General features: G+C 40.7%; 21 protein-coding genes. 18 read left to right on the top strand and 3 right to left on the bottom strand.

Translation table 11 applies throughout. The annotated features are described in order from the left end of the window. Positions 1–20: 20 nt before the first annotated feature. From AC4EHK_RS08975 to AC4EHK_RS08925, 11 genes are all read left to right on the top strand, one after another. Positions 21–506: a hypothetical protein gene (locus AC4EHK_RS08975; protein ID WP_490978456.1), complete on the top strand. Its 486-nt coding sequence runs from the start codon at positions 21–23 to the stop codon at positions 504–506. A gap of 48 nt (positions 507–554) precedes the next feature. Further along, positions 555–1,061: a DUF3916 domain-containing protein gene (locus tag AC4EHK_RS08970; protein ID WP_490978455.1), complete on the top strand. Its 507-nt coding sequence runs from the start codon at positions 555–557 to the stop codon at positions 1,059–1,061. Between the two features lie 166 nt (positions 1,062–1,227). After that, positions 1,228–2,580, top strand: a complete 1,353-nt coding sequence (locus AC4EHK_RS08965) for a 3' terminal RNA ribose 2'-O-methyltransferase Hen1 (RefSeq protein WP_490978454.1) — start codon at positions 1,228–1,230, stop codon at positions 2,578–2,580. Beyond that, positions 2,577–5,168, top strand: coding sequence for a polynucleotide kinase-phosphatase (locus AC4EHK_RS08960; protein WP_490978453.1), 2,592 nt, complete (start codon positions 2,577–2,579; stop codon positions 5,166–5,168). Before AC4EHK_RS08965 ends, AC4EHK_RS08960 begins: the two co-directional genes overlap by 4 nt. A 554-nt stretch (positions 5,169–5,722) precedes the next feature. Further along, positions 5,723–6,292, top strand: coding sequence for a class I SAM-dependent methyltransferase (locus AC4EHK_RS08955; RefSeq protein ID WP_490978452.1), 570 nt, complete (start codon positions 5,723–5,725; stop codon positions 6,290–6,292). A gap of 131 nt (positions 6,293–6,423) precedes the next feature. After that, positions 6,424–6,888 (top strand): NUDIX domain-containing protein, encoded by a 465-nt coding sequence (locus AC4EHK_RS08950; RefSeq protein ID WP_490978451.1) that lies wholly within the window; start codon positions 6,424–6,426, stop codon positions 6,886–6,888. Positions 6,889–6,915: 27 nt separating this feature from the next. Then, positions 6,916–7,563: a zinc dependent phospholipase C family protein gene (locus AC4EHK_RS08945; protein WP_490978450.1), complete on the top strand. Its 648-nt coding sequence runs from the start codon at positions 6,916–6,918 to the stop codon at positions 7,561–7,563. A gap of 98 nt (positions 7,564–7,661) precedes the next feature. Continuing rightward, on the top strand, positions 7,662–8,507 hold the full coding sequence (locus tag AC4EHK_RS08940) for an aminoglycoside 6-adenylyltransferase (RefSeq protein ID WP_490978449.1): 846 nt from the start codon (positions 7,662–7,664) through the stop codon (positions 8,505–8,507). A 13-nt stretch (positions 8,508–8,520) separates the two neighbouring features. Next, a complete protein-coding gene (locus AC4EHK_RS08935) occupies positions 8,521–9,072 on the top strand; it encodes an aminoglycoside phosphotransferase family protein (protein ID WP_490978448.1) in 552 nt (183 codons plus the stop codon). Positions 9,073–9,115: 43 nt separating this feature from the next. Further along, the gene (locus AC4EHK_RS08930) at positions 9,116–9,427 is read left to right on the top strand and encodes a phosphotransferase (protein WP_490978447.1); all 312 of its coding nucleotides are present in this window, start codon (positions 9,116–9,118) and stop codon (positions 9,425–9,427) included. A 39-nt stretch (positions 9,428–9,466) separates the two neighbouring features. Then, complete coding sequence (locus AC4EHK_RS08925) at positions 9,467–9,757, top strand: hypothetical protein (protein ID WP_490978446.1); 291 nt, start codon at positions 9,467–9,469, stop codon at positions 9,755–9,757. 47 nt (positions 9,758–9,804) lie between these two features. On the opposite strand, the gene AC4EHK_RS08920 is transcribed toward AC4EHK_RS08925, so the two are convergent. Then, positions 9,805–10,422 (bottom strand): NUDIX hydrolase, encoded by a 618-nt coding sequence (locus AC4EHK_RS08920; protein ID WP_490978445.1) that lies wholly within the window; start codon positions 10,420–10,422, stop codon positions 9,805–9,807. Positions 10,423–10,573: 151 nt separating this feature from the next. On the opposite strand from AC4EHK_RS08920, the gene AC4EHK_RS08915 reads away from it, so the two are divergent. The 5 genes from AC4EHK_RS08915 to AC4EHK_RS08895 all read left to right on the top strand — a co-directional run bounded on the left by AC4EHK_RS08915 (position 10,574) and on the right by AC4EHK_RS08895 (position 14,149). Then, positions 10,574–10,990 carry a GNAT family N-acetyltransferase gene (locus tag AC4EHK_RS08915; protein WP_490978444.1) on the top strand — a complete coding sequence of 139 codons (417 nt, stop codon included), beginning with the start codon at positions 10,574–10,576 and terminating at the stop codon, positions 10,988–10,990. Positions 10,991–11,266: 276 nt separating this feature from the next. Then, entirely contained in the window at positions 11,267–11,734 is a 468-nt protein-coding gene (locus tag AC4EHK_RS08910) for a GNAT family N-acetyltransferase (RefSeq protein ID WP_490978443.1), read from the top strand. Between the two features lie 22 nt (positions 11,735–11,756). Beyond that, positions 11,757–12,674, top strand: coding sequence for an alpha/beta hydrolase (locus AC4EHK_RS08905; RefSeq protein WP_490978442.1), 918 nt, complete (start codon positions 11,757–11,759; stop codon positions 12,672–12,674). A gap of 131 nt (positions 12,675–12,805) precedes the next feature. Continuing rightward, the gene (locus tag AC4EHK_RS08900) at positions 12,806–13,717 is read left to right on the top strand and encodes a DUF5996 family protein (protein ID WP_490978441.1); all 912 of its coding nucleotides are present in this window, start codon (positions 12,806–12,808) and stop codon (positions 13,715–13,717) included. A 150-nt stretch (positions 13,718–13,867) separates the two neighbouring features. Next, positions 13,868–14,149 carry a hypothetical protein gene (locus AC4EHK_RS08895; protein WP_490978440.1) on the top strand — a complete coding sequence of 94 codons (282 nt, stop codon included), beginning with the start codon at positions 13,868–13,870 and terminating at the stop codon, positions 14,147–14,149. A gap of 130 nt (positions 14,150–14,279) precedes the next feature. On the opposite strand, the gene AC4EHK_RS08890 is transcribed toward AC4EHK_RS08895, so the two are convergent. After that, complete coding sequence (locus AC4EHK_RS08890) at positions 14,280–15,371, bottom strand: FAD-dependent oxidoreductase (RefSeq protein ID WP_490978439.1); 1,092 nt, start codon at positions 15,369–15,371, stop codon at positions 14,280–14,282. 16 nt (positions 15,372–15,387) lie between these two features. Beyond that, positions 15,388–15,969: a CDP-alcohol phosphatidyltransferase family protein gene (locus AC4EHK_RS08885; protein WP_490978438.1), complete on the bottom strand. Its 582-nt coding sequence runs from the start codon at positions 15,967–15,969 to the stop codon at positions 15,388–15,390. Positions 15,970–16,142: 173 nt separating this feature from the next. Between AC4EHK_RS08885 and AC4EHK_RS08880 the strand changes: the two genes are divergently transcribed. Further along, positions 16,143–18,026 carry an FAD-dependent oxidoreductase gene (locus AC4EHK_RS08880; RefSeq protein ID WP_490978437.1) on the top strand — a complete coding sequence of 628 codons (1,884 nt, stop codon included), beginning with the start codon at positions 16,143–16,145 and terminating at the stop codon, positions 18,024–18,026. Beyond that, positions 18,023–18,679, top strand: a complete 657-nt coding sequence (locus AC4EHK_RS08875; RefSeq protein ID WP_490978436.1) for a TVP38/TMEM64 family protein — start codon at positions 18,023–18,025, stop codon at positions 18,677–18,679. The genes AC4EHK_RS08880 and AC4EHK_RS08875 overlap by 4 nt, the downstream gene beginning before the upstream one ends. Positions 18,680–18,682: the final 3 nt, after the last annotated feature.

Raw genomic sequence — 18,682 nt, 5'->3', positions numbered from 1 at the left:
TTTAAAGAGCGGAGATAAATATGAACTCTATACGTATAACAAAATACAATCCACTGAACAGGGATGCAAACGGCCATTACACATTAGTTGAAGAATGGACCAGTATATCAGATGTTGGAAAATCTTTTTATGGTCAAACCTTTACAATGCAGCAGTACTTGATCACAGAGGATAAATATATCGACGCCGTTGAATCGCTTATGCAGGAAACAGGTAGTACTCATTTGAGGATAATAGGCTTAGAGAATCATTTTAACGTAAAAGAAATGAACCTAACAGAAGGAAAAGCCATTCTTAGAAAAATGGTGAAAGAGCTGGTTAAGATGATTCTTCGGGAAGAAGTCTGGGGTAAACTTATAGCCAAAAACCAATTCGAAATACATTTCGGAACTGATTATTATATGTATTTTGTAGGAGAAGGGATTACAGAGGAGCTTATTAAAAGACTGAAAAGGATCGAAGGTTTATACATAGAAGAATTTCGGTCACCTTATCTGGATCAATGAAATTATATTTCATTTTAGTTTTATCAAATAATTTTTAGGAGAAAGAACATGCGTGAGAAAAAAGTCCGTGGGATAAAAAGGAAGTCGAATCAGATGAAACGAAGAATTGAAGAAGAAACTGCTGAGTTTCCAACCCATTTCTACCATGGCTACTGGCATCTTCATTTGCCAGTGGATCAAAGTTTTATCGATTCCACTCAAACACCTAAAAAAGTTAGGCAGCTGTGCATCCAAACCTTGATAGATCAAGCTGAGTATTTAATTAAACAGAAACCGAATACAGAAGAAACATACCGAGTAGTCGTGGCAGTAGATTTGCCCAAGTTGTGGGATTCACAACTTATTGTTTTTAAAGGCAACGAACATTTTGAAGGGTTTTTTAGCAGAAATAGTGAGGAACAAAAATGGCTGGAGCTTCCGTCAGACAGGAACATTCCAACCGAATGGGCGTTAACCATTCCAGAAAGTTTGTTTTTTACCGGCTGCAAAGAAGTGATTACAGACGATGATTATTATCATGAAGGGGAAATTTGGTTTATTGGAGAAATTATTTAAGCCGAGCATAAGGACTACGTTTTGAAAATAGGAGTGCAATGGGTTTTACGAACGTCTCGAAATCTTTTTAAGATGAAATTATTACTAAATATATGAATATATTTTCTAAATTTTATGATATGTTTAAGGCATTAAAGCAGAGGATCAATCCAAAGGAGAATACAGTATGCAGTTGACGATTCGGGCAACCGGTGACAATGTAAAAGCCATTTCATATTTAGTGTCCAAAAATCCGGAAAATTTATACGAGCGAAACCAAAAGGGCCATTTGGTCCGAATGTTTTACAGCAAGTTTGCAGATAAAGAACTTGAAATGACGGTTTTTGTAACTCCAGATCCACTGGAATTGATGCAAAACAAGTCCAATTCCTTTGATATTACGCATTATATTAACGACCGCGAATTTGCCGTCAGCAGTATTTTTTGTTCGTTTATTCGCTCTGCGCTCGGTACGGCATTAAATGGCCAGCCAAAAGAAGAATATGCTCAGTGGGTTGACCATGAATTCCCTTTCGTATTGGAATTGGGGCCGGTTGCTTCAACCTTATCGGATCAGCAGCTCAAGGATTTGTTCGAGCCTATGGGATACCAAGTAGATATTGAACGTCCTGAGATACACTACTCTTTTCAGTTGAAAGAAAGCAGCACTGTCCGCACCCTCACATTAACCGGAAATCAAACCCTCCAAAATTCTCTGCGTCATTTGTTTGTTCTCATTCCGGTCATAGACAATTACAAACATTATTTCATAGACGAAAAAGAGATTGAAAAACTGGAAAGGTACGGAGATGGCTGGCTGGAAGAGCATCCGATGCGGGAAATGATTTACCGGCAGGCCCTTCGCTTTAAAGAAATTTATAGCCTGGTAGAAAGCCCAAAAACAGAAGAAAAACCGGAAGAACCAGTGAGAAAAGTACGGTTGAATGAAATGCGCTATGAAAAAATTGTGGAAACCGCCAAACTGCTAAAGCCAAATAGCATTGTGGATTTTGGCTCTGGCGAAGGAAAACTGGCTGTTCAGTTGGGCTTTATCAACGGTGTCCAAGAAGTACTGGCAGTAGAGCCTTCTCAAGCAGCGACTTTAAAAGCAATCAAGCGTTTTGAAAAAGTGAAAGACCGGTCGAACTTTATTGAACCCACTACCTTATGGGGCTCGTTATTCTATTACGACGAACGCCTAAAAGGAAAAGACCTAATTATCCTATGCGAAGTGATTGAACACATAGACGAACAGCGGCTGCCAAAAGCATTCGATACGATTCTAAACTTGTATGCCCCAGAATCGCTTATTATTACTACACCAAATCAGGAGTATAACGAAATTTATGACATGGAAGACCATTTCCGGCATGACGACCATCGATTTGAATGGACACGTCAGGAATTCCGGGAATGGTGCAAGGCCCGGAATCACCTTGATTTATATGAGCTCGAATTTAGTGGAGTTGGTGAAGAAAACTTGAATCAAGGATTTCCTACGCAGATGTGTGTGTTTAAAAGGAAGGTGAACAACTCATGAAAATCGGCTTGCCCCATTCAGGGATCGTTTTATTAATTGGTCCATCAAATAGCGGGAAAACGACGTTATTGAAAAGATTAATCGAAGAAAAAGGAATATTGCCTTCAGAAGTCGTCAGCTCAGATGATTTTAGGGTGATGGTCAGTGACGAAGCGTTTATCGACTGGCGAAATCGTCCTCAGGATGAAGCTGCAGGGTTAATGGACAGCTATCAGGAAATTTCAACAGAGGCCTTCGAGATGATGGATTCTGTTATTGAAGCCCGGTGCCGCTTGAACAAGGTAGTCCTGGTTGATGCGACACATCTTCATTCAGAAGACCGCAAAAAGTATATTTTATTAGCGAAGAAGAATCATGTTTCCATTCATGCCATTGTCTTTGACGTTCCTGAAAAGATTTTGGTATACAGAGACGAAGTGCGTGACAATCCACGCGGAAAACGGCGTATCAAACAGCAGTTTCAAATTTTCAGGAATGAAAAGCGCACCATAAAAAAAGAAGGCTTTGCGACTGTGTATATGGTAAAAGAAACCGAAAGCATAGAAATCTTCAGGCATGCAAGCCAAATTGAACAAGATATCGGGCAAGGCATCGACATTATTGGAGATGTCCACGGCTGTTACGCAGAGTTGATGGAGTTGCTTGAAAAACTTGGCTATCAAGAAGATCAAGATGGATTTTTTGTACATCCGGAAGGCCGGAAATTCATTTCTGTCGGGGATGTAATGAGCCGCGGACCCGAGTCACTCAAGACGATGCTCTTCTTTTACAGACACGTTCAGCAAGAGCTTGCTTTGATGGTAGACAGCAACCACGGCTGGAAAATTGCCAGGTGGCTGGAAGGGCGGCAAGTGGTACTGGGACATGGAGACGAAAAGGTGGAAGAAGAATTTCTTGCCTATGAAACACAGTACGGGGAAACTGAACTTCAAAAACTCAAACGGCAGCTGCATCGGTTTTTGCTGGAAGCCCCTTCCCATTACGTTTTCAAAAAGAATGGAGCACCAGTTTTGGTTTGTACACATGCAGGAATCAGAGATGCATTTATCGGCAAGCAATCTGAGGCAATCAGTGATTTTTGCCGCTACGGAGATACGGATGGGTTTAGTGACACAGGAAAGCCGGTGCGAAAAGATTGGACAGTGGCTCACCAAAACAAATTACTGATCGTTTGGGGGCATGATCCAAAACCCAAGCCTCTATTGATCAATAACACCATCAATATTGACCAGGGCGTTGTTTTTGGCGGAGAACTGACGGCTTATCGATATCCGGAAAGAGAGTTCACAGCAGTAAAGGCCAAGCACGATTATTCCGGTACGGATGAAAACCCATTGGCTGAATGGGAGAAAAACCGGTTAAATCCGCCAAACCTTGCCAAGTTTATCCACGGGTATTCTGTATTGACAGAAGCGCTGGGTGAAGTGAAAATATTTCCAGAACAAGTTAAACCGGCAATCGATGCCGTTTCCCACTTCACGGTCCCAATCGAACAATTGGTCTATATTCCGCCAACGATGAGTCCGACACCAAAGGCATCCGGACTTGCAGATTATTTGGAACACCCAAAAGAAGCAATGGAGTATTTTAAAAGCAACGGAATCCAGACGATGATTGCAGAGAAAAAACACATGGGCAGCCGCGGCATCCTGTTCTTGTTTAAAGACAAACAAGCAGCGTTAAAGCATACTGGAATCGAATCACTGGGGACCATTTACACCAGAACCGGAAAGCGGTTTTTTGATAGTGAAACTGAAGAACGGCTTCTCGTACAATTGAACAAAGACTTAATTGGCATGAATTATTTCGAACAGTACGAAACCGATTATGTTTTGCTGGATGCAGAAATTATGCCGTGGAACTTAAAAGCGAAAGAGCTCATCAGCAGCCAGTATGCACATGTGGCAGAAAATGCATTGGTCGACCGCTCGCTGCTGAAAAAGAAGCTGAGTGCGGCGCTCGGAACCAACGAAGGCTTGCAGCTGTGGCTTGAGGAGTATGAGCAGAAACTTGAAAACGCGCACGAATTCAATGAAGTGTTCCAGAAATACTGTTGGAATGTGGACTCGATCAACTCTATTCAAATTGCGCCATTTCATGTGCTGGCACACAGCAACAAGGCTTTTATCGACAAGCCGCATGCGTGGCATATGGAAATGAACCAGTTTCTTTCCAGCCAATCTCAATTATTTGTAGAAACAGAATTCAAACTAATAACAGATGAAGCAAGCGAGAATGAGGTAATTGAGTGGTGGGATAGAATCACAGAAGACGGCCACGAAGGACTGATCATCAAACCTGAATTTTTTATTGCCAAAAACAAAGGGAAACTGCTGCAGCCTGCCATTAAAGTCAGGGGTCGCAAATACTTGCGGATCATTTACGGAATGGATTATGTAGAAGGCAAAAACTTAGAACGATTGAAGAACAGAAATACTAGCAAAAAACAGAAGATGGCATTAAAAGAATTTGCACTTGGAGTTGAAGGATTGCTTCGCTATACCAGCGGAGATACGATCGAACGGGTCCACGAATGCAGCTTGGGGACGCTTGCGATGGAATCAGATCCTGTCGATCCAAGATTGTAAAAAAACTGATCGAGTCAGAAGCTGTCACAAGTTTTTTGGCACAAATGAGACTTTTCCGATTGGATATGTAAAAGGAGTATTGAGAGGGCTTGGTCCAAAAACACGCGAGCATTTTATTTCCATCTCAAGTTTAACCAATGAGATATTCCTTTATAGAATTGAGAATAAAGAAGAGTACGGTAGTATAATTTAAGTCATTAATAGTTCGCCGAAATTATGTAGGGAAAGCTTTCTGTTAAGAAGGCTTTTTTCTTTGAATAAAATCGGCCCTAAAGAAATCCTACTTATGTTCACAAATCTCTCGAATATTATCAGTACTACAAACATTAATCGAAATATCCAATTAAATTTTTTGTATGTTTACATTTTCTTTAATGCAAAAATACCAATAATTCAAACAAATGAAATTTTAATTTATTTATTTTGTTTTTAAATGGTAATATAAGTATGTAATGAGGTTTATTCACAGCATCAAACGATTGGAAGGGTGATCATTCCTGTTAAATAATCGAGGATTTGATTTATGGGCAGATGATTACGACAGAACAGTTCAGGTGAGCGAAGACAACAACTTGTATCCATTTGCTGGATACAAAGATATATTGAACATGGTTTTTAATGAAGTGATGAAAAACGAAGAGTCGCGCGTGTTGGATATCGGATTTGGCACAGGGATTTTAACCAACAAACTATACGAAAATGGCCATCGAATAGACGGCTTGGATTTTTCGCCTAGGATGATCACAATCGCACAAGACAAAATGCCACAAGCTAATTTAGTGGAATGGGACATTTCAAAAGGGTTGCCGGACTCTGTGAAACAGAAAGAATATGACGTTGTCGTCAGCACATATACCTTGCACCACTTAACAGACGTGGACAAGGCACAACTTATAAAAAATCTATTGGAAATTCTTTCGGAACAAGGCAAGATCGTTATCGGCGACATTGCCTTTCAAACACGCGAAGAGTTAGAGATTTGCAGAGAAAACAGCAGTCCTTATTGGGATCCGGACGAATTTTATTTTGTATTTGATGAACTTCAGGCAGTATTCAAAGACTTTTGTTCCTGTGAGTTTTATCCACTTTCACATTGCGGTGGAGTAATCATAATTTCGAAATAGAGGAGTTGGAATCAGGGTCAAAAATCAGATTTCTAGCTCTCTCAAAACCTTTTATAAGTCCAGAGGAAATTGAGAAATACAATTGAACCCATTGAAATTGTTAAATACGAACGGATTGGAATGAAGAATGGATGGGGATTAGAAATTCGGCAAAGGCAGTTATTATTCAAGGACCTAAGGTTTTGATGACTAAAAATCAGGACGATGAAGGATTCTTTTATCTTTTCCCAGGTGGCGGCCAAGATTATGGGGAAACTCTGACAGATACAGTGAAGCGGGAATGCATAGAAGAAATCGGAAGCAACGTCGAAGTAAAAGAACTTCTCCACATTCGGGAGTACATAGGCAAAAATCATGAGCATGCTCATTTCGATGGTGGTGTTCATCAGGTGGAATATTACTTCGTTTGCCACCTGCTGGAAGAACAAGTGGCAGCGTCTGCTCCAACCAATCCGGACTCGCATCAAGTAGGGATCGAGTGGCTGACAGTTTCCCAACTGAAGGATTATCGAATTTATCCAAAAGGTATTTGCAAACTGATTCAAAGTTATGCAAAGAATAAAAAAGAAGCGGTTTATTTAGGGGATATTAATTAGAAAATTTCTGTGAAAGGAGTTAAGACAATGGGTTCTAGAATGATGCACTTGCTCATTGCTGATAAGGTGTCTGAGCAGTTGGCCATAGTGGATAAGCAACTATTTCTGTTAGGAGGAATTGCGCCTGATGCTACTTATACAACTGAAAGAAAATCAGCTTCGCATTTTTATGAAGGAAGTTTGGATGATGGTACACGGCACGTAAATTACAAGCGGTTTATTGGAAAATATCCACGAGATGTTCAAACAGAATATGGACTTGGATACTTGATTCATCTTATTTCCGACAATGTCTGGCTAAAGCAGGTTTATTTTAAAAACGACTTCAAAAACCGAATCGATGCTGATCCTCAATTGCTTGAAAAATGGCATAGCGATTTTAGAAAATTAAATGGGAAATTGATTAACCATTTTGGATGCGACGCTTTGAAAGATGAATTGATAGAATCCTTTCTGTATGCGACTCATATAAGTGAGATTAAGATTGAAAATCTTGAAGAATTCAAGCAGGAAACGGCTAAAGATTTTATATTTACGAGGAATGAACTAGCAAGTGAGCTGGAGGTATATTCCATGGAGCAAATTTTAGACTACATTGATTCCGCAGCCGAGGAGGCAGTAAAGGTTTGCAGAGACATTCGACTAGAATTGCTGGTAAACCAAGGAGATGAGTAAATGGAATTAACAGATTCTGCTGCTCATCAAGCATGGTTTATCCCCACACCCACAGGAAGGGTATGACCAGTCGAAGTTTTGGAGACAGGAGAGATCGTATGAAAAAAGGGTTTAGCAGTAGACATACTGAGAGAGATATGTCGATACCTACTTACCGAAAAGCTTTACTAGATAACGCATTGCAAGATTTAACAGCAGATCCAGATGTACTAGCGATTTACCTTAGCGGTTCATTAGCGAAAGAAAATTTTGATACATATTCAGACATCGACTTGCATACAATTGTAAAAGCTGAAAAGAAAGCAGAGTTTATTAAAAACAAGCGTGGCAGATCCGAGAAATGGGGGAAGGTGCTCTTTCATGAAGATCCCAATCCTAGTGGGCCAGTGGTAGTAAGCCATTATGAGCACTTCGTAAAAATAGACAGTTGGTATCATGAAGCTGATGAAATTTCGGCTTCTATTTGGTTGAAGAACACAAAGGTTCTATATGATCCAAACAGTGTATTGAATAAGATTTTACAGGAATCGGCTAAACTATCTTACAGTTTAGAATCAACTGAAGTAGAATTCTGGAAATCAAAAATTCTTGCGTATTCTCATGAAACTTATCGGGCTGCAATGAGGAATGAGAGGCTTCACGCAGAATCAAGTGTAGATAGAATGCAATGGCTTATTGTTTTTGGTTGGTACATGGAAAAGGGCGAACATTTTGATGCTTCTTACGGAAGTTGGTCCAAAGTAGAGGGTGAGAGAAGTATTTTGACTTTGAAGCAACTAACATTATTGAGAAGTTGGGAATGCGGTAAGAGTATTAATGAAGTAATAAAAATTTTGGTAAAAATGATTCCCGAAATTCTCAGGTTAAATCAAATTTTAAGTGAAAAATGTGGAATCGATTCTGACCAAGAACAATTTCAAAACATCTTGGAAATGAGTTATTGAGGGGAGTGATCTAATGAGTATCAGCCTGGTCAAACAAATTCCAGAAATCAGAAATTGCCAAAAGGTCACTCAAATAGACAAAGGATTTTCATCAGACACAAAATACTTAATTGATATGCATGTAGGCAATGACAAGCTATTGCTTCGAACATTTAGCTTGGAACAGTTCGATGTGAAAAAAATTGAGAGTACTATTTTACAAGAAATGCAGAGGCTTGGTGTCGCTTGCCCCAAACCAATAGCAATTGGCCAAACAGAAGAATTCGGATATATGATCGTTACTTACATAGATGGAAGTGATGGAGAGAGTGAAATTTTAACCACTTCAGAAAAAGAGCAGTTTTCGATCGGTTATAAAGCAGGCATGGAGTTACGCAAAATGCACCAGCTTGAAGCGCCCAAGCATATCGATTCCTGGTATAGAAGAAAAACAGAAAAGCATAAACGCTATATGAAAGCATATCTTTCATGCGGTGTGAAAATCGAACAAGATGAAAAAATTATAGATTTTATCGACACCAACCTTCATCTTATGAAACCGCGGCCAAATCGATTTTCAGCATGATGATTTTCATCTCAGCAATTTGATTTTGCACAATCAGCAGTTCGTGGGTGTTATAGACTTTGAAAGGTACGATTGGGGAGACCCCATTCATGAATTTCTCAAAATAGGGATTTTTAGCCGTGGACTAAGCATTCCGTTTTCCATCGGCCAAATAAAAGGCTATTTTAATGGGGCAGAGCCCGATGAAGATTTCTGGAGATTGTATTCATTGTATTTAGCGATGTGTGTGTTTTCTTCAGTCGTTTGGACTTTGAACACGTTTCCTGAGGATATGGATAATGCGCTCGATAAGATTTATACGTTTTTAGATGACCACGATTATTTCATTGACATAAAGCCGAAATGGTACAAGTAAGTTGCTGTATAAATCTAAGTAAATTGGATGTGAACAACGGTGATGAAAATGCTTGGTATACTGATAATTCTTACGGTTTTTTTATCAGCATGTGGAAGCTATGAAGGAACCGTAACAGAAAAGACAGATTCGAGTTTTATTATGGAAGTCTCTTCGAATGATTCAGAAGACGAAACGCTTATTGAATTGCATTTAACTGACGGCACAGTTTTTAAAGGCTCAATCCGTTCTTTTGATGAACTGGAAGAAGGAGATCAAGTCCGGGTTGTTCCCTTCGATCTGCCAAAAGACTTTTCGTATATTCTACCTTCAGAAGTGATAGTGGAATGAGTTCTGGATTAGAGAAATAACAGGTCTTAAATTTGTGGGTTACCAAATTACTCAAAAACTGTTGGTTTTGCCGGATTTCTCTCGAAGTCAAAAAGCAGCTTTATCTGGGATGCGATATTTCGATTTAATGAAAGGTCAGGTAAGTCATCTTCAGGAAAGAAATCTACTCCTTGCGTTTCGACACCGCTTTTAGCCTCACCGCCCACAATTTCGCATCGAATGAAAATTTTGTAATAATGAAAGGGTTGCGGAGGATGCGTGTGTTTCCTCATATCCAGCAAAGCCAGTATTTTTGTCGGAACTACGATAAAGCCGGATTCTTCTTCAATTTCTTTAGTAATGTTCTCTGATGGAGATAAGCCGATGTCGCAATATCCACCAGGCAACGCCCATTTGCCGTCAATTTTTTCTCGTACCATCAGAATTTTTCCATGTTGAAAAACAGCACCGCGCACATCCATTTTTGGTGTCTGGTACCCTTTCTCCACCGCAAATAAATCTTTCACCTGCTGCATTTCCAGTCCTGTGTGCTCTGACATAATTTCCACACTGATGCTACGCAGCTCCTCGTATCGTTCCAGATCATGTACATCGGTTGCGAAAGTCAATCCAGATTGAGAAAGCGCTTGGATCCGTTGCGCCCATTCCAGCCATTGTAAACTCATTTTTCAGCCTCCTAAATAATTTGTTTTTATTATCAGACGATCTATGACCTGCTTGCATCTTATTTAAATATTCTATCGTAACTCACTGGATTTTAACAATTGCATAAATTCAGTTATTATAAGAAATAAAGAATACTCTTAGGAATAAGAGGTGAGAATTATAAAGGAAATCAAAGCTGCGCAACTTGAGTCGGACTTGGCTGCACTATTTTCATACGTAATACCTGACGACAAAATTGCACAAGAATATGATCAGTATATCTCTTTAGAAAATCGTAAATTATACGGATTTTTTGTTGAAAATATTTTTGTAGGAATGATTGGCATCGAGTATTTAACTTTAAGTCATTGTGAACTTAAGCATATTGCTGTGTCTCCAATTCATAGAAAGAAAAGAACAGCAAGTTGCATGATTGACTTTGTGTGCCAGACGCATTCGTTCGATACCCTAACGGCGGAAACAGATATTGAATCTGTAGGATTTTATCGGAATTATGGATTTGATATAACTAGTTTAGGAGAAAAATATGCAGGTGTAGAAAGATTTTTGTGCACATTAAAAAAATGAAGTAAAAAAGGTTCAGTCAATGCGCTGACTTGCTTCTAGAGATGAGGAGACACTTATAGAAAAAGAAGAATTGTTGTCTTTGGTGAGGAGTAATTTTCCGGATTTATCGATTAACGAAATACGCGAGAACAATAGCGGTTGGGATAACAATATCTTGATTATGATTGGGACACTGCCTTAGCAAAATTCTCTCTGCTCCAAGGCAACTATTTATGTGTAAGCGACTTCTTGCGCAATAAAAATAATCCGTAATGGTCAAAGATAGGAGTAATGAAAGTGTTATATAGATTTCACCCTATGTCACAACAGCAAGCAGAAGAAATCGCCACTTGCTGGCGCTATGAAGGAATATATGCCTTTTACAACATGGATGCAGATCCAGAAGACTTTCAAGGGTTTCTGAATTCCAATGAAAGAGGAGATTCTTATTTTGCAGTTACACAGCAGCAAGAAGTTATAGGATTCTTCAGTTTTAGTCTGTTGACTGACAACAGCGTAGACATAGGGCTTGGAATAAAACCTAGTTTAACAGGACAAGGCAAGGGGTTAGAGTTCATGAGAGCGGGACTCGACTTTGTCAATTCAACTTATCAACCAGAAGAAATCTCACTATCAGTAGCTACTTTTAATGCGAGAGCCATAAACGTCTATAAAAAAGCTGGCTTTATAGAAGATGCAAGATACATACAGGCCACAAATGGAAGCAATTTTGAGTTTATGAAAATGATTTATCAACAAGAATAATGGTCACCGAAAGGAATACAGAATGAATCAATTTATAGATGTAAACAAAAAACGACTGGAAATATCTTTAAAAGGAACGCGCGGGATTCCAATTCTTATTCTTTCCGGTATGGGTTGTTCATTTGAAGAGTGGTTTGAAGTGACAGAACTTCTTGACCAGTCGAACAGAACGATCATGTTCCATCGGCCAGGTCTTGGAGAAAGTGAGATAGGTGGAGAAAAACGCACTACTTTACAAGTAGTCGAAGAAATCAATCAAGTGTTGCGTATTCTGCAAATAGAAGAGCCCGTTATTTTGATTGGCCACTCGTATGGTGGACTGTGTGCACAGCATTTTACCAAGCTGCACCCTGAAAAAGTGATGGCACTTTTTTTGATAGACGCTACCTCGGTGGAATTGGAACGACTCGATACATTGGATTTACCCATACTAAACCAAAATTCTTCAGATGAGGAGTGGCTAGAAGCATGTAAAAAGTACGCTCTTTCAAGTGAACAAGAACTAAAGAGAATGATTCATCCTGTATTATCGGATGCTCAAAAAAAGTTGCCACCATCTATTCAAACCAAATTAATAGAGTTCCAGCAAAAACCAAACTTATACAAAGCGATGAAATCCGAAACAGAAAATTGGAAAGCAGATGCCAAAGCGATAAAAAAACTAGAGTGCCTATCGGATCCATTGCTGGTTGTGATGGGCCGTGACAAAAAACATATGATTCAGCAAGGAATAGATGAGGGGTTGCCAGAAACTGAGTTAACTCTGCTCGAAGACACCTGGGAGCAACTGATTTTAGAACAGGCAGTGCTTTCAACGAATAATAAGGTCATTTTTGCGGAAAATGCATCGCATTCCATCCATTTGGACCGACCCGATCTTATAATTAAAATAGTTAAAGAAATTACAAACAAGTTTAATAAACACGAAAGGGATGTGTGATTTTGAAGTTAAGCAGTAAAAAGATAGAAGCGAGATTACTGGCTTTTAATTACATTACAATTTTCAAAAACACTTAATTTCCAGTCAACGGCCATGGACATCATCACCAAATAGTACAGGGAGGCGATTTCATGACACTCGATATTATCCGACATTCTGAATGGGCAGAGACCAAATTCACTTTGCACTTGATTTCACAAATTTTAGGTAAGATTAAACTGGAAACGGCGCAGCAGGAACCTCAATGGGCACATGTTGCACTGACGGTTACAACCGATGGGTTTTCGACAGGGTTATTATTTGCTCAAAACACTTCTTTTCAAGTTGAAGTAGACATTCGGAACAGCCAAATCCTTGTAAATGTCGAAGGGGATGTTCAGACGATTAGACTGGAGACAGCTAAATCCATAAAGGATTATTTTGAAGAGATATTTGGAGCGTTAAGCCGTCGCGGGATAAACATAGCGATCAATCCAAAGCCGCAAGAAATGGCTTATAAGAACAACTTGAATGAAGACACAGCTCCTTTACAGTTTGATCAGCAGCAAGCGATGAGAGGGCTGAAACTATTGCAGTTTGCACTGCGTGAACAGTCCAAATTTGTAGGTCCGCTGCGCTGCAGAAAAGTAAAGCCGGCGCTTTTCTGGGGAACCTTTGATGTGTCACTGCTCATCCTTCACGGCATCATGGAGCCATTTCCAGAAGACAAAGTCATTGAGAAAGCCGCTTTTGATGAACAGATGATCGAATACGGATTTTGGTTGGGCGATGAACAAGTGGATGTCCCCACATTTTTTGTTTTGCCATATCCTTTTTTATACAAGGATTTAAACAGCAATGCCTTAAAACCAACTCAAGCCTATTATGACCCTGCAAAAAGCGAGTTTTTTTTAGATTTGCAAAGCATAGCTGATTCTGCTAATTTGAGCGACACCATACAGGAATTTTTCTATTCCAGTTTCAATCTCTTAATAGAAGAACTGGGATGGGAAGGCTGCGCGGCATATTTTATTCCATTACAAATGAAGAAACAAAAGTATTAGCCGCAGAGACACTGCATTTCAGCACATCGTAATCAAAATGTGCTGAAACGCAGTTTTTTTCATTAAATTGAAAGAAAATTCGCTAATTTATATACGGAATGCTGATAGATTGATATACTAAAATATGGAATAAAAGAAAGGAAGATGGAAATGAAAATCATTTGGCAATCATTGCTTGGAGCTGCAGCGATTCATATCCTCTATTTTGCGGCAGCGATGTCTGTTGGATATGTTCAAACCATCACATACAAACCCAATTTTTCTGCTGCCTGGGAACATGCCGAAGCCTTGCCAAATGCAGTGGCGTTCGGCTCTTCAACTTCTCCTGTATGGTATGCTGGCACATTTTTAGCCGCGGCGATTGTTTGTGGACTGTTGCTCGTTGGGTACAAAAAACTGACCACCCAGCCCTTGCGTATAGAAAAGCATTAATGTACCGAAGAAAATTTTACAAATTAATATTTAGTTGAGAGTGATCTAAATTTCGAACGAGATGTTTACTGGGAGACTCATTTCTACCGATTTCATAATGTAAAAAAGCTGCCAACTGGCAGCTTTTCATTTACTCATAAAGATCTTTATAGCGCTTCATAAACTTCCGGTCGATACGCTGTTTAAGCTTCCAGGCAAACGCCCCGTGAAAATGCTTCGTGCCATAAGACAGAAAAGCTTCGCCTCCACCTGTAGACAGGATGGAGACATAGCATTTCTGCGGTGCAAACGGGAACAGCTTATTATTGGACAAGCTGTTTTTTAAATTCTTCCACAAGACAGGTCCTTGGCGTACTGCATAGACGCCATTTTTAGCGAGATCTGGATAACGGTCTATGGTGATGCAATCGCCGGCCCCAAAAATCTCTGGCCATTGAATGCTTTGCAGCGTCTCGTTGACCAGCAAAAATCCATCTGTATCTGTCGGTAAGCCCGAAAGCTTAAACAAAGCTGCACTTTTGGGTCCAGTTAGCCAGAGTACATCGGATTGCGGATAGGAATGGCCATTACTGGTTGTAACACCCACTTCATTGATGGACTGAATAGAAACCCCTGCGAAGAAAGGGAGTGATTTCTGCGCAGCGATGGCTTCGATTTTTTTAGAGGCTGACTCGCCCTGTCCTGCGAGCAGGGAAGTCGAGCTGAATAATGCGAGGTTCAGTGGCAGACTGTGCTGTTTTCTCCAAGCCAGTATCGAAAATGCCAGTTCAACACCTGAAGCTCCGCCACCGACAATCGCAGGCTGTGCCGATTCGCGCATCTTTATTAATTGCTCTGGAAAATGATAGTTGGGTTTGATGGACCTTACATATTCTATTGCCGTTTCCGGAATATTGCTTTGCGATCCGATATCAAACGATACCAAGTCATACCCATAGGTTTCACCCGAAGTACTTGCCAACACTTGATCTTCTGCTCTGACAGCCACGATTGAATCTTCTATAAAGCTAACATTTGCTGTCTGGCAAAGCCTTTTCAAATCAATTCGAATGTCCTCCAAATTATAAATGCCTTCCGTAAATCCCGAAAACATTCCAGAATAATATTGATAACGTGAGGGAGAGATGAGCAGGACACGCCAGTTTTCCGGGAGGCCCTGTTTTAATTGTTCCAGGCAGTGCAAATGTGCATGTCCGCCGCCAACCAGCACAAGGGTCTTCATCTGATGTCACCCCCATCTATTTTAAAATCAGTCGCGCTTCAGCCATGCGCTGAGCAATCGTCACAAGTTGAACTGCAAAAAATACCAGTGTGATGGCAGTTAAATGCGTTGAAAAAACAATCATTAGGGTAAACAGAATAAAGCCTTCTGTTCGCTCTGCCAGGCCGGCTTGGTAATAAAATGACTTCATGCCTTCTTTATCGGAAAGTGCGCCAACTGTCAGAAACACGGTCATCGCAACAATGATGGAAACGCTCAGCAGCAGCAAAGCCCACATCGAATCGGGAAAGCGGAACGCCAGCCCCAAAATAACGCTGATCTCGACCAGCCGGTCAAAGCTGATATCGAGCAAAGTTCCCCACGAAGAAGGTTTTGTTTTTCGTGCCATGGTTCCGTCAACCACATCCAAATACCCTGACACCCATAGAACAACGACCGCCCAAAAAGGCTGATCCAAATAAATAAAGAGGCCTGACGACAGCCCGATTGCAAAGGCAATTTTGGTTACGCCATCCGCGGTAAATCCTAATTTCAGCAACCTGTCAGCTGTTTTTTCTACAATTGGTTGAACGTGCTTTCGTGCATGAGTATCCAACATCGTGTTCACCTTTTCGTTTTCAAGATAATTTCAGTATATAATAGGATCCAACTGCTGACCCGTAATCCCACTCATTCAATGAAAATTAGAAGAATCGAGGGCGATTAAGAGAAAGTCAATTATGTTTTTTGTTAAGATGAACTTAATTCAGGAAAAGAGAGGAAATGGTAAAGATGGTTAAAAAATATGATATCGCCATAATTGGAGCCGGCGCTGCCGGACTGACTGCTGCTTTTACAGGAGCGGGGTTTTCAAAAAGCGTAGTGCTGATCGATAAGAACCTGCCAGGAGGAGAGTGTACCTGGTCTGGATGCATCCCAAGTAAATCGTTGATCAACATCGCAAAAGAAGTTCATCACGCCAAAAAATATACGCCCAATTTGGAAGTGGATACTTCGGTTGTTCTTAAAGACATCCAAGACGTGATTCAAAAAGTTTACGCTGGTGAATCTCCAGAAGTGCTGAAACAAGCGGGCATCGATTTTATCAATGGCTACGCAAAATTTGTAGGACCACATGCCGTGGAAGTAGACGGCGAACGCATTGAAGCGAAGAAAATCATTCTTTCTACCGGTTCTTCTCCGATGGTACCGCCAATCGATGGGTTGGACAAGGTATCGTATTTAACGAATGAAACCATTTTTAAGCAAAAATCTTTTCCAAAAACGATGACCATTCTTGGTGGTGGCGCAATTGGCGTTGAATTGAGCCAAGCGTTAAACCGCATCGGTGTCAAAGTGACGCTTGTGGAGAAATTCGAGCGAATCCTGCCGAAAGATGAAGAAGAGCTAGTCTTAATGATTCAGCAGCGTCTAATTGATGAAGGTGTAACTATCCATACAGGTGCTACTGCTATCAAAGCCGAACAAAATGGCGGACAGATCGCGTTAAAAATCGAAAAAGACGGCAATGAACAAACCATTTCAAGCGAAGGCCTCTTGGTTGCACTTGGTCGTCAAGCAAACGTCAAAGGCTATAATTTAGAAAGAGCGGGCGTTAAATTCGATTCGAAAAGCATCCAAGTGGACGATCATTTAGAAACCACTGCCAAAGGCATTTATGCGATTGGTGACGTTGTCGGTCCATACCAATTGTCGCATATGGCAAATGCTCAAGGAATCACAGCAACGCAAAACGCTATTTTGCCAATTAACCGAAAAATGGACTACGAGCATGTTACGTGGTGTACATACACCGACCCTGAACTGGGCAGATCTGGTATGTCCGAAGAAGAAGCGCGCGAGAAACATGGTGATTCGATTCGCGTTTACGAACATGACTACGCGGACATTGACCGTGCCAACACGAAAAAAGACAGCATCGGCAAAGTGAAAATCATTTTGGATAAAAAAGGCTTTATTTTAGGAGCTAGTATTCTGGGTGACCGCGCGGGTGAAATTATCAGCCAAATCCAGACGATCAAGTCCTTGCACATTAACTTAGGCAAATTATCCGGCGTGATTCATCCGTACCCGACTTACAGCGAAGTCTTGGTGAAGATCGGCAAAAAAGTCTATGTCGATAACCTGCTCAATCAGCCCGTTGTCAAAACCTTTAACAAAGCAAAAGCAGGCGAATTGCCGGCAGGCAAAATTGCCAGTTATGGAGCAGCTGCTGCAGCTGGCATCGGCATTGCTAATATGGCGATTAAAAACAACGTTAAACCCAAATTGGGCGTGGAAAATGGACGATTGAAAAAAATGCCTTCCACACCAAATGCAGTGTCGTCGCAATCTATACCAAAAGATAAATACGTACCTGCATTGCCATACAATGGCACCAAAAGCGAAGCGAAAAAGAACTTGATCGGCATGCTGAAAGGCTATGAAGGAGTCGAAATTGTTCAAAACGATGAGAATTATGTTTACGCAGTTGCCACTTCCAAAAAGATGAAATTCAAGGACGATATTGAATTTTACTTTAACGACGCCGCTCAGTGGATCGAATTCCGTTCGGCTTCGCGTGTCGGTTATTCCGATAACGGTGTGAACCGCAAACGCTATGAAGAAATGAAAAACCGTTACAACAACATCTCACGACATACCCGCAACTCATGAACCCAAAAACGCTTCAAATCGGAAAATGGCTGCTGATTGCCGTTGCAATTGGAGTGGTCATTTGGCTCAGTCGATCGGTTTTTGAAGTCGATGCCAATGATCTTCGCAACTGGATTTTGTCCTTCGGTCTGTGGTCGCCTGTAATCTACATCTTAATCTACACCATCAGGCCTTTGATCCTATTTCCGGCATCTGTCTTATCAATTGCTGGTGGATTGGCCTTCGGTGCTTGGCTGGGTACACTATATACGATTATTGGGGCTACCTTGGGGGCAATGCTGTCATTTTACGTGGCCAAAACCTTGGGCAAGAGCTTAGTCCGCAAAGAGTGGACCGGCAATGCCGCAAAAATCCAATCCCAAATGGAGCAAAATGGCTTTTTGTATGTGCTGCTGTTCCGTTTCATACCAGTTATTAATTTTGATTTGATCAGTTACACGGCTGCTTTTGCCAAAGTGCGTTTTTCTTCTTTTGCATTGGCGACGTTAATTGGCATCATACCCGGTACGTTTGCCTATAATTTCTTGGGCAGCAGTTTTGTCAGTGGAAACCCACAGATCATCGTTTTGGCTGTGGCGGTTTTTATCATCTTGACGGTGGTCCCGATTGTCATGCGAAATCGCTGGATGAAAAAACAACCACTGGACAAATAGGAC

Source organism: Planococcus sp. TJ-307 (assembly GCF_058268435.1).
This window is presented reverse-complemented; position numbering and strand designations above follow the sequence as displayed.

Bases quoted from the DNA above. Each gene is read 5' to 3' on its own strand.
- AC4EHK_RS08975 (WP_490978456.1), top strand. From the start codon at position 21: ATGAACTCTATACGTATAACAAAATACAATCCACTGAACAGGGATGCA.
- AC4EHK_RS08970 (WP_490978455.1), top strand. From the start codon at position 555: ATGCGTGAGAAAAAAGTCCGTGGGATAAAAAGGAAGTCGAATCAGATG.
- AC4EHK_RS08965 (WP_490978454.1), top strand. From the start codon at position 1,228: ATGCAGTTGACGATTCGGGCAACCGGTGACAATGTAAAAGCCATTTCA.
- AC4EHK_RS08960 (WP_490978453.1), top strand. From the start codon at position 2,577: ATGAAAATCGGCTTGCCCCATTCAGGGATCGTTTTATTAATTGGTCCA.
- AC4EHK_RS08950 (WP_490978451.1), top strand. From the start codon at position 6,424: ATGGGGATTAGAAATTCGGCAAAGGCAGTTATTATTCAAGGACCTAAG.
- AC4EHK_RS08945 (WP_490978450.1), top strand. From the start codon at position 6,916: ATGGGTTCTAGAATGATGCACTTGCTCATTGCTGATAAGGTGTCTGAG.
- AC4EHK_RS08940 (WP_490978449.1), top strand. From the start codon at position 7,662: ATGAAAAAAGGGTTTAGCAGTAGACATACTGAGAGAGATATGTCGATA.
- AC4EHK_RS08935 (WP_490978448.1), top strand. From the start codon at position 8,521: ATGAGTATCAGCCTGGTCAAACAAATTCCAGAAATCAGAAATTGCCAA.
- AC4EHK_RS08920 (WP_490978445.1), bottom strand. From the start codon at position 10,422: ATGAGTTTACAATGGCTGGAATGGGCGCAACGGATCCAAGCGCTTTCT.
- AC4EHK_RS08905 (WP_490978442.1), top strand. From the start codon at position 11,757: ATGAATCAATTTATAGATGTAAACAAAAAACGACTGGAAATATCTTTA.
- AC4EHK_RS08900 (WP_490978441.1), top strand. From the start codon at position 12,806: ATGACACTCGATATTATCCGACATTCTGAATGGGCAGAGACCAAATTC.
- AC4EHK_RS08895 (WP_490978440.1), top strand. From the start codon at position 13,868: ATGAAAATCATTTGGCAATCATTGCTTGGAGCTGCAGCGATTCATATC.
- AC4EHK_RS08890 (WP_490978439.1), bottom strand. From the start codon at position 15,371: ATGAAGACCCTTGTGCTGGTTGGCGGCGGACATGCACATTTGCACTGC.
- AC4EHK_RS08885 (WP_490978438.1), bottom strand. From the start codon at position 15,969: ATGTTGGATACTCATGCACGAAAGCACGTTCAACCAATTGTAGAAAAA.
- AC4EHK_RS08880 (WP_490978437.1), top strand. From the start codon at position 16,143: ATGGTTAAAAAATATGATATCGCCATAATTGGAGCCGGCGCTGCCGGA.
- AC4EHK_RS08875 (WP_490978436.1), top strand. From the start codon at position 18,023: ATGAACCCAAAAACGCTTCAAATCGGAAAATGGCTGCTGATTGCCGTT.